The following is a 13,829-nucleotide window of genomic DNA, read 5'->3' as shown; positions in this document are numbered from 1 at the left end:
GAAGACTATTTTGACTGGAAGGCCAAACAGCCCAAAACGACTCCTTCTAGTAAAGTGACAGCTATTTATCCAAGCTAATCACTCTATCCTTCCTGAGATGAATTTACACACAAAAAAGGACTTGACCATTGCAGGTTTTGATGATGTTTCGGGTAATGATTAGCATAATTTTAATTTATGAATGTACCATTATATTTTTCAGAGGTGAACAATTTATTTACTTTAACGCCCAATCAAGACAATATGGTTCCTCTATGTACCATGATCTCATTTCTCGGACTTCTTCAGGGACGGTCTGAAAAGGCGGATTCTACAATGCGTAGAGGCCGCTTTTTCGTGCTTCTTATATAGAATGTTATAGAATATATTTAGTCCCAGATTTGTATTACAAAAAAGTATTAGAGGGGGAGTTCCATGGTCAGTGGATGGTCAATCTTGGGGATGTTTGTAACAATGCTTGTCCCTATTGGTGTTTTTATAGGGCTCCTGATCTTTTTCCTGATCCGATACAAGGTAGGTATGAAACCAATTCTTATCGGTGCTGGGATATTTCTCGTTTTTGCTCTAGTGCTGGAAGGTTTGCTTAATCGTTTCCTACTAAAATGGGATAGTGCGACCGCAACCTTCTTCAAAAATCAACTTGCTTTAGCAGTCTACGGTGCCCTTACGGCAAGTATTTTTGAAGAGGTAGGGCGCTTAATTGGATTCAAATTTCTTCTCAAAAAAAAGCGAGAATGGAAACATGGGGTAGCATATGGACTCGGGCATGGTGGACTTGAAGTGATTTTTGTCGGTGGTATGCTTGCTCTAGCTCAAATTAACAACGTTATTTTATCTTTTATGATAAACAACGGCACTTTAGGTACTCTGCAGAAAACGTTAGAAAGAATACCAACACAGGCAGATATTCTCAAGCACACTAGACAGCAGCTAGTCAATCTGCCATCATGGGCATTTTTTATGGGTGGTCTTGAACGCGTCGATGCTCTTCTTATTCAAATTGCCCTGTCCGTTCTTGTTTTGTATGCTGTTATTCAACGCCGATATATCGTTTTTTTATTGGCCATTTTCCTACATGCAGCCGTGGATTTTACAGGCCCCTTCTGTAAACTTGTCGGTGTATCGCTACTGCCTACCGAAGGGATTATTACCTTGTATGCCGTCGCATCCGCAGGCTTTGTCATTTTACATCAAAATGGTCTAATGAAGGTACATTAACTGGGAAGATACCGTCACTTTAAAAAATTAATAAAATAACTCAGGGGAGGGGTTTTACATGAAAAGAACAGGTGAATTAGTATTGTCCATCATTGCGTTCGCTTTCAATGTTTTTTTGTTTATATCCGGAGTTCGATCCGTTTCGGTAGATCCGTTCACATTAAAACAGCATTTAAGAGCGGCAGAACGCAATTTAAGTGCTCAGGATATTAATAATCTTATTCACTTACTAAACACGATCGAAACTCTTCTTGTTGTTATTACGATTATCAGTATTCTGCTGGCCGGTATATCTTTAATTCTTCTCAAACGAAATATAGACAAACCAAAAGTGGCCGGTTGGTTATTGATCCTTGCCGGTATTGTTAGCCTGATGGAAATTATTCCGTGCATTCTTTATATCATTGCAGGAATCATGGCTTTAGTCAGAAAATCGAACTCTAATACTAACCAGTAAGGCCTGTTTTACCGGTTGTACGCCGTAAAACAGGCCACTATATGGAAGAGATTCATCCTTGACTAATGTAAGAAAGACAAATCATAATTATAAATATTAAAAATATCATTCTTTTTCCTTAGGAACCTCTATTAAACACTTTTCGTCATTACAATGGCCCACAGGTATAATCAAACGCCTTTTTGCGAAAAAGTCATACAATGGTCTCCCTATCCCTAAAATGCTTAGTATTTTAAGCGGTAGCCAGAAAATCGATAATAACGGGATGCGTAGTATCATAGCAGTAAAGGCTTCAATATCTGAGTATATCTTATTTGAGATTAAAGAACGCGCAAACATTCTTTTTTCAAGTTCTTCTATAGGAACATTAATATCGCTAATGTTTTTTTCCTCTCGCATTGATACCATTTCAATTAAGTTCAGCCAATCTAGACGTTTAACTTGCTTTTTAATTGTTCTACAAACAGGGCACCATCCATCGTAATAAACTTTTATCCGTAAATGCGAAAAATTCATTTTTATCACCTAGTTCTATATTTTATTTAAAGGAGATGATTATATGAGCTTTAAAGCGAAAAGAGGGATAGCAGCAGCCATAGCCATATGGGCGATTGGGAGCATATTAATCGTTATTTCCATTACATTGGGTGTTGCAAACATCCTTCACTTCTATGAAAATATTTGGTTAATTTTCATGCTTTGGATTATTTCTATTCTTTGCTTATTAATTGGTATTACAATGTTTATGGTCTGGCAGACGCTTTACTACGAAGTATCTGAAGACAGTATCATCATCCATCAAAGCCCTTTAAGAAATAAGAGAATCCGTTTTCATCAAATTGAATCTATAACTAAAGCCAATACAGTTCTAGCCGGGCCGGCTTTATCGTTAAAAAATAGGCTTATTATTCTCCATAATGGAGGGACATGTACAGTTATTTCTCCAGAAAATTTTGATGAATTTGTAGCGTTGATAAAAAAGAGCAGTCCGACTATTCAATTTCATATTTAATGTTATTATGGCAAGGAGGCAAGGACAAGTACATTGCTCAAATCGTAAAAGAGACTGTCGCATGATCGACAACCTCGACGTATGTGACAGTCTCCTTTAATTCACTTAATTATTTGGCTAATTTAGTCGCCATTTCTTCAATAAGTTGCTCTCTTTGGAATTGATCGCTTGGTGAAACCGCTTTTGCTCCTTTGGTCCAAATATAGATGGCCCCCCAAAGCACAATATCGACGGCCCCTGCAACATTGATGGCTACCGCTGCTGTATTGACGCCTCCTACGTACATATACACAGCGGCCCCTGCAACCCACAAACAATCGGGCTGTGCTGCACTTGACAAGCTTGTAGATTTCGTAGATTTAGCATTTAAATCCTTAAGAGCTTGCTGAACTTCTGCACTGATTTCTGAACTTTTTTGATCAATGAGATAAGGGTTCCCACTCGTTACAATATTTTTGAAATTACTGAAAAAAGAGGGGGAATTGATTTTCAATTGTTTGATAACAAGATTTACAACCTTATCTGCTGTTGAATTGTTAGCTTTTTTGATCTGATCACTGCTCCAGATATCAGGAAAGAGTTTAGCAACTGGTCCTTGTCCAAAAACTAAACCACGAAACAATTCTTCCCCACTGTACTGACTGTTCTTTTGTTGAACGTTTTGTTTGTCAGTAGGGCTTTTAGCTTCAGCAAAGGAATTAAATGAGAAGCTGAAAAACAAGCAAAAAGCTAGTAAAAGCACCGATATTCGCTTAGTTTTCAAGTTTATCACCTCCTTTCATTAAAGGTAATTCAGCAGTGGTTTTGACTTTGGGTGTTAGGTCAACACTTTTGAACGTGAACTTCTTCCCAACAGGTCTTAAATATAGAATTAAGGCCGCTGACATAATCATAGAAAAGCTATATAATCCAAGCATTATGGCAAAAATTACATGTAGGGTTATGCCAAGGATTAGCAATAATACACGGTACTTTTTATCAATAAATAAACCAGAAAATAATAACAATTCAACGATGATTGTTCCCCAGGTTGGGATGATAACCGTCCAGTTTGTGAGAACGCTGTAAAACAGTTTATATAGATTGCTTGGCAGTCCAAGCATAGAAGCACCCATATAATAATAAACAGCTGTACCGTTTAACCAATCAGCATCAAACAATTTTGCAGTAGCGGCATTTAAATAGATGATTGACACTTGAAATCTAATTGCTAAGAAACAAGTAAGTGCAATAATCCGTTTAATAAATTTGGAATTAGTCATCGGGTCAGAAGATTCGGTACTATCCCAATGCCATTTTCTTTTGTCCGTTAAAGTGATCGGTAGTAACATCAGAGTAATTACTGTGGCTACTTGCTCCCCGCCATCTAATGTTACTGCGGAGGTTTGTAAACTAAAGGTTATCCACCAATGGATTATTCCAGTTATTCTAGGTCGCCATCCGGAAGCAACAAGCAGCAAAAGAATAACTGCAATCCACCTCATAATTTCAAGGTAAGTATAGTTGAATGGAACAAGACAAAAATAGTTGAGAGGTGTGTAATGACGATAGTCAGAAACTCCGGCTGCAGGTTTAAAAAAGATCCACGAAGGGTTCACAGCTAGAGTAATTGCAGTCGACAAGGCAATGATCGTTCTTGCTAAACCATATACATTAGTCCAAGGATTTACTGAATTTGCCCATCGAATAGATGCGTTACCTATTTTTTGGAACATTCACATTCACCACCACAATTTTATAAGGCATGTTAATATATTTAGACTGCTTGGACCACGACCATGGAATTGGGTGCTTTCTAACTATTCCGATTTTTCCACTAATAGTAGCATGTGGTGTAGGATTATCTACAGTAAGTTTAACTTGAGTGTTTTTAAAATATTTTTCTATGTTCCCGTTATAAGTTTTCCATGCACTCTCTGGTATCTTAGATTCAATTAAACCCAATTCTATACCCTGAGCTCTTCCATACCTACTAATTCCGAATAAGTTGCGGACAGAATTATTTGGCCAAGCAACAGCCGATCTATCATTATCCAGGTTATAAACATAATCGTTCACAGATCTTGGATCTCGGGTAAAAAACCCCCACCCTTGTGGAAACCAAGCGTTTAAACCTAAGTTATTTTCAAATGGAAGTTTCAACGGATTAGGTGGCAGAACTATATGTATAGAATACATGAATATTAATGACCAGCTCACTATCATTATGAGTGTAATAAAACCTAGCAATTTTGCATTAATTTCGGTTGCCACATTTTTCACTTTGATCACCTCCAACTATTACAATTAATAGTAGCACCAAATGTGAACATTTGGTGAATTTATATAGTAAAAAAATTCCGACAAATGTTGACGATAATCGACAGACTAATATACTACCTGAAAGGTAAGAACCCATCCTGAAACTGTCTGGTAACAACCAGCAGCCATGGGACTAATAGAGTAACCTGATTTATGTCGAAAGGAGTTCCCAGGTTTGTGTCGCGTGACACGACAAGAGTGATTTTTGTTGCGCCACTATTTTTTCATTTAGAAAACTTCGTAAAATATATTACACGAAATAATATTCTTAAGAGCCGTTCTGACGCGGTTTTTGTTCTGATCGCTTTATCTTGTGAAAGCAAAAAAAGGCTGTACCAATTGAGTTTGACCCCTTTGATTAGTGCATATACTACCATATAATGGGAAAATTGGTCGAAAATCATTTTTTTAATGTGTTGCTTTTCGTGCAGCATTGTGCGCTGCCTTATAAAAGGGATTGTTCCTTTTTAACGAATGGCTCATTATTCGAATATCCAATTTAATATTCGGATACAGACTTTCAAATTTTTGTTTACTGATTTTGATCTGAGCAACAACCTGATTCATCTCTTCATCATGAAAGGGTTGGTCGGTTTGTATGAGTTTCTCAAATTGAATAAAATCGCTAAAGATAAAAATACGATCAGGTTTCACATACTTTTTTCTAATGATGCCCGGAAGGCGCTGAATAACATAAAGGATGACCATGTACTCTGCGTAAGCATTTTGTCTTTTGTATTTGAGGTTATATATTTTTTTGGATTCAGTAAAGACTTGCCCCTGTCCCACAAAACAGCCAGCGAGTCCAAATATCCCATGCCCATATAATTCTGAAGCGTCAACGAAGATGCGAAGTGTCTCATTATCAAATTGCATATCTCCTGATCTTTGTATTGCTTCTTGAGTTGGAATAGCGAATTCGTTTAGAAAGGTATGCCTGTTCGGTTCGTAATGATGGTGGATATGTTTGTCCATAGTGGCCTTCTTTTAAATGATTTATGACAATAAAGTTCTTTCCCGAACAATAAAGTTGTTTCCGTTACAAAAAAGGTTTTTCCTGATAAGGTGTTGTTACGCAGTAGCGTCGAACTGTCCATTTCATGTACAAAAAAATTATAAAATTAACGGTGATGTTAAGTAAGGATGTTGTGATCTATCTCAATTCATAAACTATATCTTGCTGAACCTGTCCTATTGGTATACTTTTTAAAACAGAGATAACTTGTAGCTAGAGGAGTTAAGGAGTAAAAATGGAAAATACCGCACTAATGTATTTAAATAGAAATGTCCTTCTTCATATTAATATGATAGAAAGCATAAAACATCATCAAGCAAATATCATTCAGGCCGATAAAGATGGTGTTGTCATATTTGACATCCCAAGTGAAACTTATATGATTAGCTGTAACACTCTGGAAGACTATAAGAGATTGTTGCATGATATCAAGGATATTAAAGAATGTGAAGTATTTCAAAGCTGGGCCAAATGTTTTGTTCAGGATAAATATCGTTTAGCTCATATGGATACATATTATCAGGCAGCTTTTTTAGAAGGACATGCATTAACTGTTCTAAATCCAGCATTAAAAATTAGATGTCTTGTTGATGATGACATTTCTTTAGTGAAAAAATATTATCCAGCAAGTGATCTTTCGTATGTTTTATCACGTTTTAAAGAAAAATATCTTTTTGGTGGTTTTTTAAATAATGTCTTAGTTGGATTCATTGGGATTCATGATGAAGGTTCAATCGGGTTACTTGCAGTTGTCGAAAAGTATAGAAGAATGGGTTGCGGGCTAAAACTAATGAATTTCATGATTAGATACTTTTTAGTAAATAATAATGTCCCCTACTCTCAGATCAGTTATACAAATAAACCCTCTATACTGCTTCATCAAAAAGCAGGCATGCGGATTTCAACAGAAACAGTTGAATGGCTAAAAAAAGAGTCGTTATAAAGTGTTCATCCATTATTTACGGTTTCGTATTCTCCGTCAACCACGCAACAGTTTATTTCTATAATTATAGACCAGTAAAGGACTTTTTTATCTTGAAATCTCAGATTAAATCATGGGGCGACTGTATGAGTAAATAACTATTTTTTACATGGCAACTTAATTCAACGGAAGAATGCTGTTTGTATTCGTATTTATCATTAATAAAAAAACAACTTATTTTTACCTGATGGAAATCATGCGGAATTTTCAAGCATCAGCCGACCCGTGACAATGAAAAAGTTGTGAGTTGGTTTGATCGAGTTAAGGGTTCGTACGAGGTGTTTACCAATAAATTTTTTTGTACTTATTAATTTATATTTTTTAATTTAAATTTAAATAAAATTAAACTAATATTTAACCATTGAATTCCTTTCTTACTCCAAAATTAACTTCTATCAAAAGAATGTTTCACAGCAGGGGACATCTTTATTTGTTGCTTTTCCTGATTCTGAAAACGCCAGATGCGATTTAATTCGTCTTTTGATTCATTCTGGATGAATCGGCTCAGACCTTGGCCGTCTTCTTTCGCCAGAAAGCTAATGTATTCGGTACGATCGGCACTGCTAATCACAGCTGGCGGCAAGTTTTGTTGCAACAGAAAATAGGTCAACAGCATACGTCCGGTTCGGCCGTTGCCGTCGGAAAACGGATGGATGCGCTCGAAGGCGATATGTGCTTCGCCGATGACCATATAACAGTCGGTGTCATTTGCAGCGCTGGCTAAACGGAAATTCAGATTATCTACCCACTGCTGCATCAGGAAAGGCGTTTGCGTGGCGCTGGCCGTATGAAATTCAGAACCAAGGATGGCGTTGTCTGTGCTTTTGAACTGGCCGTGGTCATGTTGTAGACGATCAGTTAAAGCGGCGTGGATTTTTTTAACGGTGTTAATGGTTAGCGGATGGTCCGCATTCAGCTCGTCCAGAATGTAGTGGAAGGCCGGTTCATGATTTTTGACTTCATTGATTTCGCGCAGGTTAACTTTATGATTCGTAGGCGGCAGCGCACTGTCAAGAATGATCGAAATGGTTTCCGCAAGCGATAACGTATTGCCCTCGATGGCTGTAGAATGATGAGCCAGCCGAACAAGAACGTCTTTAAGATAGTCGTCGGGAAAATTAAGCATGTGTGACCCCTCTTTTCCATAATGGATTTTAGCATATCGAAAGGTGGTCTGTTTTTACAGCCTGTCTGTTTTTTTCCTCACAGTCCCAACCGTTGGTTGCGAAAAGAAAAAAGAGGGCGTACAAGGAAAAAATCTAGTCAATGATCGGTCGATCCGAATTTGTTTTTTCCGTATGTGTTTTTTCGTAACAGGGCGTTTGTATTGGGAGGCGAGCGTACATATACTTAGTTTAACTTTTATATAAACGTTATAAACATCTCAGCCAGTTCTTGATCCTGTATGCCCGTTTTTTCGTGACAAACGGAACAAAAAGAGTGAAAAATCAATAGCATTTCATCCAACACATATCTATCTTTTAAATACTGGGCTTCAATTGTCTCGTTTTCAGAAAACTCGTTTCAAAACATCCAGTTATTTACATCTTTACCAATAGAGTAGCGACGAAAAACTTAAAAAGTTCTACTTTTGTTCTACAGTGTTCTACAACATTGTGATTCACAAACTTTTTTGCTCATTTTTATCGCCAAAAACGCCTTAAAACCACCATGTAAGCGTAACTTAAAGTTTGTGAAAAAAATCGAGTTTAAAAAAGTTCTACACTGTTCTACAAAAATCAAAATAAAATACCAGTTATTTCCATATTTGTTTAACAGCGAGCTGTTAAAATCGCTGTGATAGCTGTTAAATAACCCACTATTTCGCCTAAAATAACCCATATATTTCCATATTATGGAATAAAATAAGCCTTGTAGAACAGAGTAGAACAAATGTAGAACAAAATGACCACCCGGTCAATCACACCGGCCAAACGCTCAAACCCCGCACCACGCCTAGCCTACAGAAAAAAAATAAAGCGAAATGAAACACTCGCAAAAGGGTTCAAAACGCGTGTAGAACTTTGTAGAACACTTTTTTATAGGCCTTAAACCCTTGATACAACGGGGTTTCTTAATGAGTTGCTTAAAAAAAGTTCTACTTTGGAAATTATAAATATGCAGGAACGCTGGTAAATCAGTTTCGCACAGCATTGAACTAAAGCGAAAAAAGCGGCTCAGAGCTGTTCATTTTAACAGCTCGCGTTTGTGACTTTTTTATGAAAACATAGAGTTACCAAGGCTTACAGGATTTAAACAGCAGCTCACAAGAGATAGGCAGTGTGGGTGTAGAACTTTTTTTGTACGCTCTTGCGCGCATGACCCGATTGAGCCGCCGCCGTCCCTTGCGGCGCCTGGTTTCGCGGCCGTTTTCACAGACCTATCTGAAATCGATGGAAAACTATAAAATAAAGCGATTTCATGGCTAGAAACGATTTCCAGTGGAAAGATTATGAAGCAGCCGGTCATAAACATCCGTCTTTCTGTACGCATCTTTCCAATACTGCCAAAATCGTCGCTACCGGAGGTATTCAACCAGGAATGTCCCATGCACAGTCTGCGAGCGAAAAAGGCCGCTGAGCCAAGACCAGTTGTCCAGAGTCCAGATTGTGGACCTTGGAGGCATGCGTGACCCCTCTTTTCCATTTGCTTTTTTGTTACTTCATCGATAATGTTACCCTTTCGATTATCAATAAATATTTGCGGAACTTTGCGGCGATAAAATGACGGAAGTCAAGCTTCAGCCCGACTTTTCGGATTGTTCACCCCACGCCACCGTCAATCCACCGATTTCAATCATGGTAGTTGAAATCTTACGATTACAGTTATAATATATAAGTGTGAAAGTTGGAAAGTTATCCTTTATCACAGTGCGAATGTATGAAATATCTGGGAGGGGGAAACATATAATGGCAGAAGCAACCTTACCACACCATGTTAATGGGGGTATGTCTACCGTGGAAGCTGAACACTCAGATGAAAAGATCATTGCAAAGTCGGTTTTGAAGAAAAAAGGACAACTAACAATACCTAAAGAAGTACGGAAAATGCTTGATCTAAAGGAAAATGATGAGTTAGACTTTTCTGTTGAGGGTGGAAAAATTATTTTACGGCCTGTAATTACGATTGCGAAAGATCAGATGTGGTTTTGGACGAAAGAATGGCAGGAAGCTGAAAGAGAAGTAGACTCGGACATTGAGCACGGACGTGTTCACTCTTTTACTGACGTAGATGATGCCATTAAATTTTTGAAAAGCGAGTAGTCATTCCTTGGCCTATCAATTAGATGTACCTAATCGTTTCAAAAGAGCCTACAAAAAACTTCCACCCGACGTTCAAGAAACCGTAGATGATGCGATAAGGGTTTTAGTCAAGGGTCGTCCCTATCCTAAGTCATTAAGAGTTCAGAAAATGAAAGGGCACCGGTTTGTGTTTGAAGCTTCGCCAACGATGCAGTATCGGATTACCTTTCATTTTGTCAATCCAAATTATATTGTCCTTCGAAATGTCGGAGATCATAATATAACGCTTAAAAACCCTTGATGCTATACGCAACAAAAAGTCTCTGTTTAGAAACAGGGGCTTTTTTGCGCTTCCTGTGTATTGGCTGAACGCGAAAATCCATTGGAAATAGTGCAGGAGTTCGAACGATTGATTCATCAGACAGCACGGCCTTTGATCCGCAGCAAACCTGGTCGGAACTGCAGTCGAATTGGACGCAGATTGGCGCCAAAAAGAAGATATTTACGTTACGCAGGGCGCGGCTTTATACGGTATTCAGCAGGATGTGGATGGCCAAAATCAGACCGCGTCGATTTCTAAAACGTCGAAATTTACGCCGATCGTCAACATTCAGGTACCGTCAAAATAATTGATTTCTTCTATTTGGGTACCCTTTGTCTGATTCATTTCTGTTATTTATGCACCGTCAAAACAATTCATTTTTACCGAAAGGGGACTTATCCATGGCGCGTAAACCAAAACCGGTGACACTGGATCAGATGCAAAAGGTTGCAGAACGGCTGGATGTTCTGTCCCGTCATCCGATTGAATTTGGCAAGTGTTTATCGACAAAGGGGACCGAATCGCACGATCGGATTCTGGAACTTCGGGACCGTCTGAACGAGGTTATTCATCGAATTGAAGAAAAAGAATCGGTGCAGATTAAGGCTTATGTGGAGCAGCTTTCGGCACCGATCTTGGACGCGACCGGAGGGGATTTAACGAAGATTCGCGCCCTGGTCGCGTCGCTTCAAAAGGAACCGTTCGGTACGGGCGAACCGGCACAGAAGGAACAAAGCGGTCCGGTTCCGCCTGAAAATTCCGCAGGGTCAGCACCAGACGAGCGCCGCGAAAAGCAGGCATCCGGACTCAATGTCTGACGGCTGAAATAGTTTTCGACGCGCCGCGGGGTGGTCAGGGATTTTCAGCTAGGCTATAAAAGCAACAAAAAGAGGGGTGAGGAGCCGCCTCTTTTTTTGCGGCATTTTTTGCGAGCGCCCGTCTCTGCCGGTGGCAGAAACGGGCCGACGCAATCACCTTTTTGGCGTTCGCGAAAGCAACAAAAGTGACCGAGTCACTTTTTTGCGGTTTTTCGCGCGGTTTTAGCCAAAATAGGTGACAAGGCCAGCGATAAAAGGGACGGTGCCGGTGGCACGGTCACTTTTTGTAAAGACGGGTGCGACGAATAGGAGCAGCCGGCGTCATGACGCTGGCGGAAACCCGGCGGAAACGCAGTTGCCGCAAGGGTTTCCTGCTCGCCGCTGAAGGCGGGGCAGCCCGAAGGGCCGAGGGCGCGAAGCGACCGAGTAAGGGTGGTCGCAGCTATGCTGCGCGGCGAAGCCGTCACCACCCCTTATGCCCTTGCGGGAAAGTGAATCAATCAGCCGCTATTGGTGACTCAGTCACTTCCGCCGCCATTGTCCGCGAAGGACAGTGGCCAGGCTGTAAAGGGCCTGTTCCGCCGCCGTTGTGACGTGACAGTTGTAAAAGGGGACGCGTGCGCGGACCCAAATTTCAATAATCGTCCATCATCAAAGTTACAAATCAGTGCCATGAAGCGAGTGCTGGTTAACCGTTTATTTTGCCCCGACATTTGGGGCAAAAGTCAAAATAACGGTGATATCAAAAGGCTTGTTACGAGCGTACGGCGGCGGCGTCTTTTTCCTTCAAATTACCCCGCAAGTCGCAAACTGGGTGCAAAACGTCCGTAAAGAAAAACGGCGGGAAGCGTAGCCGGGGACCCGCCGTTTTTCGTCACTTATTTTTTGCACGCTGCGCTAAAAAGCGGCTTTTTCGGGAGCGAAGCGGGGGACCCGGAAAAGCCGCGTCATGGTTTTTAAATTCAAAATTAAATGGCTGAGTGTACTTTCGTATTTTTCGCCTTTTGTGCTAAAAAGGTCCGCCCCGGGAAGCGCAGCCGGGGACCCGCGGCGGACCGTAAAAAAATAAATGGTTCAAGTTGCTCATCTAAATAAGTTTTTGATACGAAAGATCATAGTTAGTACTATATTTATCAAATCTCATTTTATAAGCTGGTATTTTTAATTGTTCTGCAATTTCAACCAGACGTTTAACATGTAACGGCGAACAGTTTATGCCTATATATATTTCCATTGGTATTGCGGTAAAAAAAGACGTATCTTTGGCAGTCCCACCCGTCACACATCGGAACTCTTTTTCATAACTCCATGTTTTATGCTTTATATTAGAAAAAAATGCTATCATAAAAATTAAAGATAAGTCATCATATAAAATTTCCTTTTTACCATCTTTAACACATTTTTCAACTTCAGAAATTACTTGTCCCGTTTGGTAATCCACTAAATCAGTAACATCTATTCTTTGATTTATATATTGCACAGGAAAAGTACAACTTGATAGCTGAATATTCCTTTGATCTTTCATGTTGTATGATATACAAAAACCTCTGTGATTATTTGAATAATGTGCCCACATTGGCATTGAATTGATACCATTTTCCGTAAATGAAGCAATCTTGGTAAATGTAGAAAAATCATCTATTAATTTACTGCCATGTGCAGCAAGTATTTCATATTTTTTCAATTGTTCTGGCCTATAAAAGTAAGCCTTGCCATCGAATGGATCATTTAAATCTTTTACATTTGACATATAAGTCTTTTGGTTCATCAACGTTTCAAGTTTAGAGTTATTTAAAGATATATCTTCTGTAAGCGAAAAATATTTATATAGTATATTAGGTAGATACAAACGAGTAACCTGATAAATTATTTGAAATGCTTTATTCTTGCTTGAAGCCTGATTTATTATATTCATCGCCAATTTATAATCCATTGGCCTTTCAGCGCGCCACTTTTTAATATCAAATTTTTCTTCCATAATGACTTCCCTTTACAAAGATTTCTAGAGATAATCTGTAATATCTCTAGGGAGAACCGATAAACGACTTGCAGTAAGGGATAAATACTCTATAAGTACCACAGCTTCTATTGTAAGTCAGCTGTACCGCTAGGGAAAACATAAATCTATTTATCCTGTTTAATGTTATAAGTCAATTAATTTCTAAGGATAAATAACAGAGCTATACCTTGTCACTACCACATAATAACGAACATTTCTATCATATATCTGATGCATTACTGCTTTTTCCTAGGGAGATACTATTAGATCACTTTGATTTTTTATAGCAGAAATACCCAAGCTTTGCCTTATAAATGTGAAAGCTTCTGGTTTTCTTCTGGGGTATTTATGAGGGGAACCCAATAAAGCAAACCCCCATGAACTGAACGAAAAAAAGAGATTGAAGATCATCCACCGCTATCCAACATACTAATGTTAAATGCGTTTAGCGGCAGACGGCCTT

14 protein-coding genes are annotated in these 13,829 nt (G+C 39.1%); 7 read left to right on the top strand and 7 right to left on the bottom strand.

Annotated features, from left to right (window positions below):
- Positions 1-414: 414 nt before the first annotated feature.
- Complete coding sequence (locus E4665_RS15925) at positions 415-1,218, top strand: YhfC family intramembrane metalloprotease (RefSeq protein ID WP_135349794.1); 804 nt, start codon at positions 415-417, stop codon at positions 1,216-1,218.
- A gap of 58 nt (positions 1,219-1,276) precedes the next feature.
- Positions 1,277-1,675 carry a DUF4064 domain-containing protein gene (locus E4665_RS15920; RefSeq protein WP_135349793.1) on the top strand — a complete coding sequence of 133 codons (399 nt, stop codon included), beginning with the start codon at positions 1,277-1,279 and terminating at the stop codon, positions 1,673-1,675.
- Between the two features lie 105 nt (positions 1,676-1,780).
- On the opposite strand, the gene E4665_RS15915 is transcribed toward E4665_RS15920, so the two are convergent.
- The gene (locus tag E4665_RS15915) at positions 1,781-2,191 is read right to left on the bottom strand and encodes a thiol-disulfide oxidoreductase DCC family protein (protein WP_135349792.1); all 411 of its coding nucleotides are present in this window, start codon (positions 2,189-2,191) and stop codon (positions 1,781-1,783) included.
- 43 nt (positions 2,192-2,234) lie between these two features.
- Here E4665_RS15915 and E4665_RS15910 point away from each other — a divergent pair, with 43 nt between their 5' ends.
- The gene (locus tag E4665_RS15910) at positions 2,235-2,687 is read left to right on the top strand and encodes a PH domain-containing protein (RefSeq protein WP_135349791.1); all 453 of its coding nucleotides are present in this window, start codon (positions 2,235-2,237) and stop codon (positions 2,685-2,687) included.
- Positions 2,688-2,796: 109 nt separating this feature from the next.
- Here the strand turns inward: E4665_RS15910 and E4665_RS15905 are convergent, their stop codons facing one another.
- The 4 genes from E4665_RS15905 to E4665_RS15890 form a co-directional block, all read right to left on the bottom strand.
- Positions 2,797-3,450, bottom strand: a complete 654-nt coding sequence (locus tag E4665_RS15905) for a sporulation delaying protein family toxin (RefSeq protein ID WP_167815229.1) — start codon at positions 3,448-3,450, stop codon at positions 2,797-2,799.
- Complete coding sequence (locus E4665_RS15900; protein WP_135349789.1) at positions 3,440-4,402, bottom strand: sporulation-delaying protein SdpB family protein; 963 nt, start codon at positions 4,400-4,402, stop codon at positions 3,440-3,442. Before E4665_RS15900 ends, E4665_RS15905 begins: the two co-directional genes overlap by 11 nt.
- Complete coding sequence (locus E4665_RS15895) at positions 4,383-4,949, bottom strand: SdpA family antimicrobial peptide system protein (RefSeq protein WP_135349788.1); 567 nt, start codon at positions 4,947-4,949, stop codon at positions 4,383-4,385. The genes E4665_RS15900 and E4665_RS15895 overlap by 20 nt, the downstream gene beginning before the upstream one ends.
- Before the next feature lie 447 nt (positions 4,950-5,396).
- Positions 5,397-5,963 (bottom strand): hypothetical protein, encoded by a 567-nt coding sequence (locus tag E4665_RS15890; RefSeq protein WP_135349787.1) that lies wholly within the window; start codon positions 5,961-5,963, stop codon positions 5,397-5,399.
- 275 nt (positions 5,964-6,238) lie between these two features.
- Between E4665_RS15890 and E4665_RS15885 the strand changes: the two genes are divergently transcribed.
- The gene (locus tag E4665_RS15885; protein ID WP_135349786.1) at positions 6,239-6,946 is read left to right on the top strand and encodes a GNAT family N-acetyltransferase; all 708 of its coding nucleotides are present in this window, start codon (positions 6,239-6,241) and stop codon (positions 6,944-6,946) included.
- Positions 6,947-7,370: 424 nt separating this feature from the next.
- Here E4665_RS15885 and E4665_RS15880 read toward each other — a convergent pair whose 3' ends face one another.
- Positions 7,371-8,111 carry a Fic family protein gene (locus tag E4665_RS15880; RefSeq protein WP_135349785.1) on the bottom strand — a complete coding sequence of 247 codons (741 nt, stop codon included), beginning with the start codon at positions 8,109-8,111 and terminating at the stop codon, positions 7,371-7,373.
- A 1,783-nt stretch (positions 8,112-9,894) separates the two neighbouring features.
- On the opposite strand from E4665_RS15880, the gene E4665_RS15875 reads away from it, so the two are divergent.
- From E4665_RS15875 to E4665_RS15870, 3 genes are all read left to right on the top strand, one after another.
- Positions 9,895-10,248, top strand: coding sequence for an AbrB/MazE/SpoVT family DNA-binding domain-containing protein (locus tag E4665_RS15875; protein ID WP_241654923.1), 354 nt, complete (start codon positions 9,895-9,897; stop codon positions 10,246-10,248).
- A 449-nt stretch (positions 10,249-10,697) separates the two neighbouring features.
- Positions 10,698-10,856 (top strand): hypothetical protein, encoded by a 159-nt coding sequence (locus E4665_RS18235; RefSeq protein WP_167815228.1) that lies wholly within the window; start codon positions 10,698-10,700, stop codon positions 10,854-10,856.
- Positions 10,857-10,950: 94 nt separating this feature from the next.
- A complete protein-coding gene (locus E4665_RS15870; protein WP_135349784.1) occupies positions 10,951-11,367 on the top strand; it encodes a hypothetical protein in 417 nt (138 codons plus the stop codon).
- 1,087 nt (positions 11,368-12,454) lie between these two features.
- Here E4665_RS15870 and E4665_RS15865 read toward each other — a convergent pair.
- On the bottom strand, positions 12,455-13,345 hold the full coding sequence (locus E4665_RS15865) for a DUF2971 domain-containing protein (protein ID WP_135349783.1): 891 nt from the start codon (positions 13,343-13,345) through the stop codon (positions 12,455-12,457).
- Positions 13,346-13,829: the final 484 nt, after the last annotated feature.

Origin of the sequence: Sporolactobacillus shoreae (genome assembly GCF_004684935.1) — a bacterium.
GTDB lineage: Bacteria > Bacillota > Bacilli > Bacillales > Sporolactobacillaceae > Sporolactobacillus > Sporolactobacillus shoreae.
The sequence above is the reverse complement of the archived record's forward strand: the minus strand, read 5'-3'. Positions and strand labels throughout refer to the sequence as shown.

Coding starts and splice junctions, on each gene's coding strand:
- E4665_RS15925 (WP_135349794.1), top strand. CDS start 415: ATGGTCAGTGGATGGTCAATCTTGGGGATGTTTGTAACAATGCTTGTC.
- E4665_RS15920 (WP_135349793.1), top strand. CDS start 1,277: ATGAAAAGAACAGGTGAATTAGTATTGTCCATCATTGCGTTCGCTTTC.
- E4665_RS15915 (WP_135349792.1), bottom strand. CDS start 2,191: ATGAATTTTTCGCATTTACGGATAAAAGTTTATTACGATGGATGGTGC.
- E4665_RS15910 (WP_135349791.1), top strand. CDS start 2,235: ATGAGCTTTAAAGCGAAAAGAGGGATAGCAGCAGCCATAGCCATATGG.
- E4665_RS15900 (WP_135349789.1), bottom strand. CDS start 4,402: ATGTTCCAAAAAATAGGTAACGCATCTATTCGATGGGCAAATTCAGTA.
- E4665_RS15890 (WP_135349787.1), bottom strand. CDS start 5,963: ATGGACAAACATATCCACCATCATTACGAACCGAACAGGCATACCTTT.
- E4665_RS15885 (WP_135349786.1), top strand. CDS start 6,239: ATGGAAAATACCGCACTAATGTATTTAAATAGAAATGTCCTTCTTCAT.
- E4665_RS15880 (WP_135349785.1), bottom strand. CDS start 8,111: ATGCTTAATTTTCCCGACGACTATCTTAAAGACGTTCTTGTTCGGCTG.
- E4665_RS15875 (WP_241654923.1), top strand. CDS start 9,895: ATGGCAGAAGCAACCTTACCACACCATGTTAATGGGGGTATGTCTACC.
- E4665_RS15870 (WP_135349784.1), top strand. CDS start 10,951: ATGGCGCGTAAACCAAAACCGGTGACACTGGATCAGATGCAAAAGGTT.
- E4665_RS15865 (WP_135349783.1), bottom strand. CDS start 13,345: ATGGAAGAAAAATTTGATATTAAAAAGTGGCGCGCTGAAAGGCCAATG.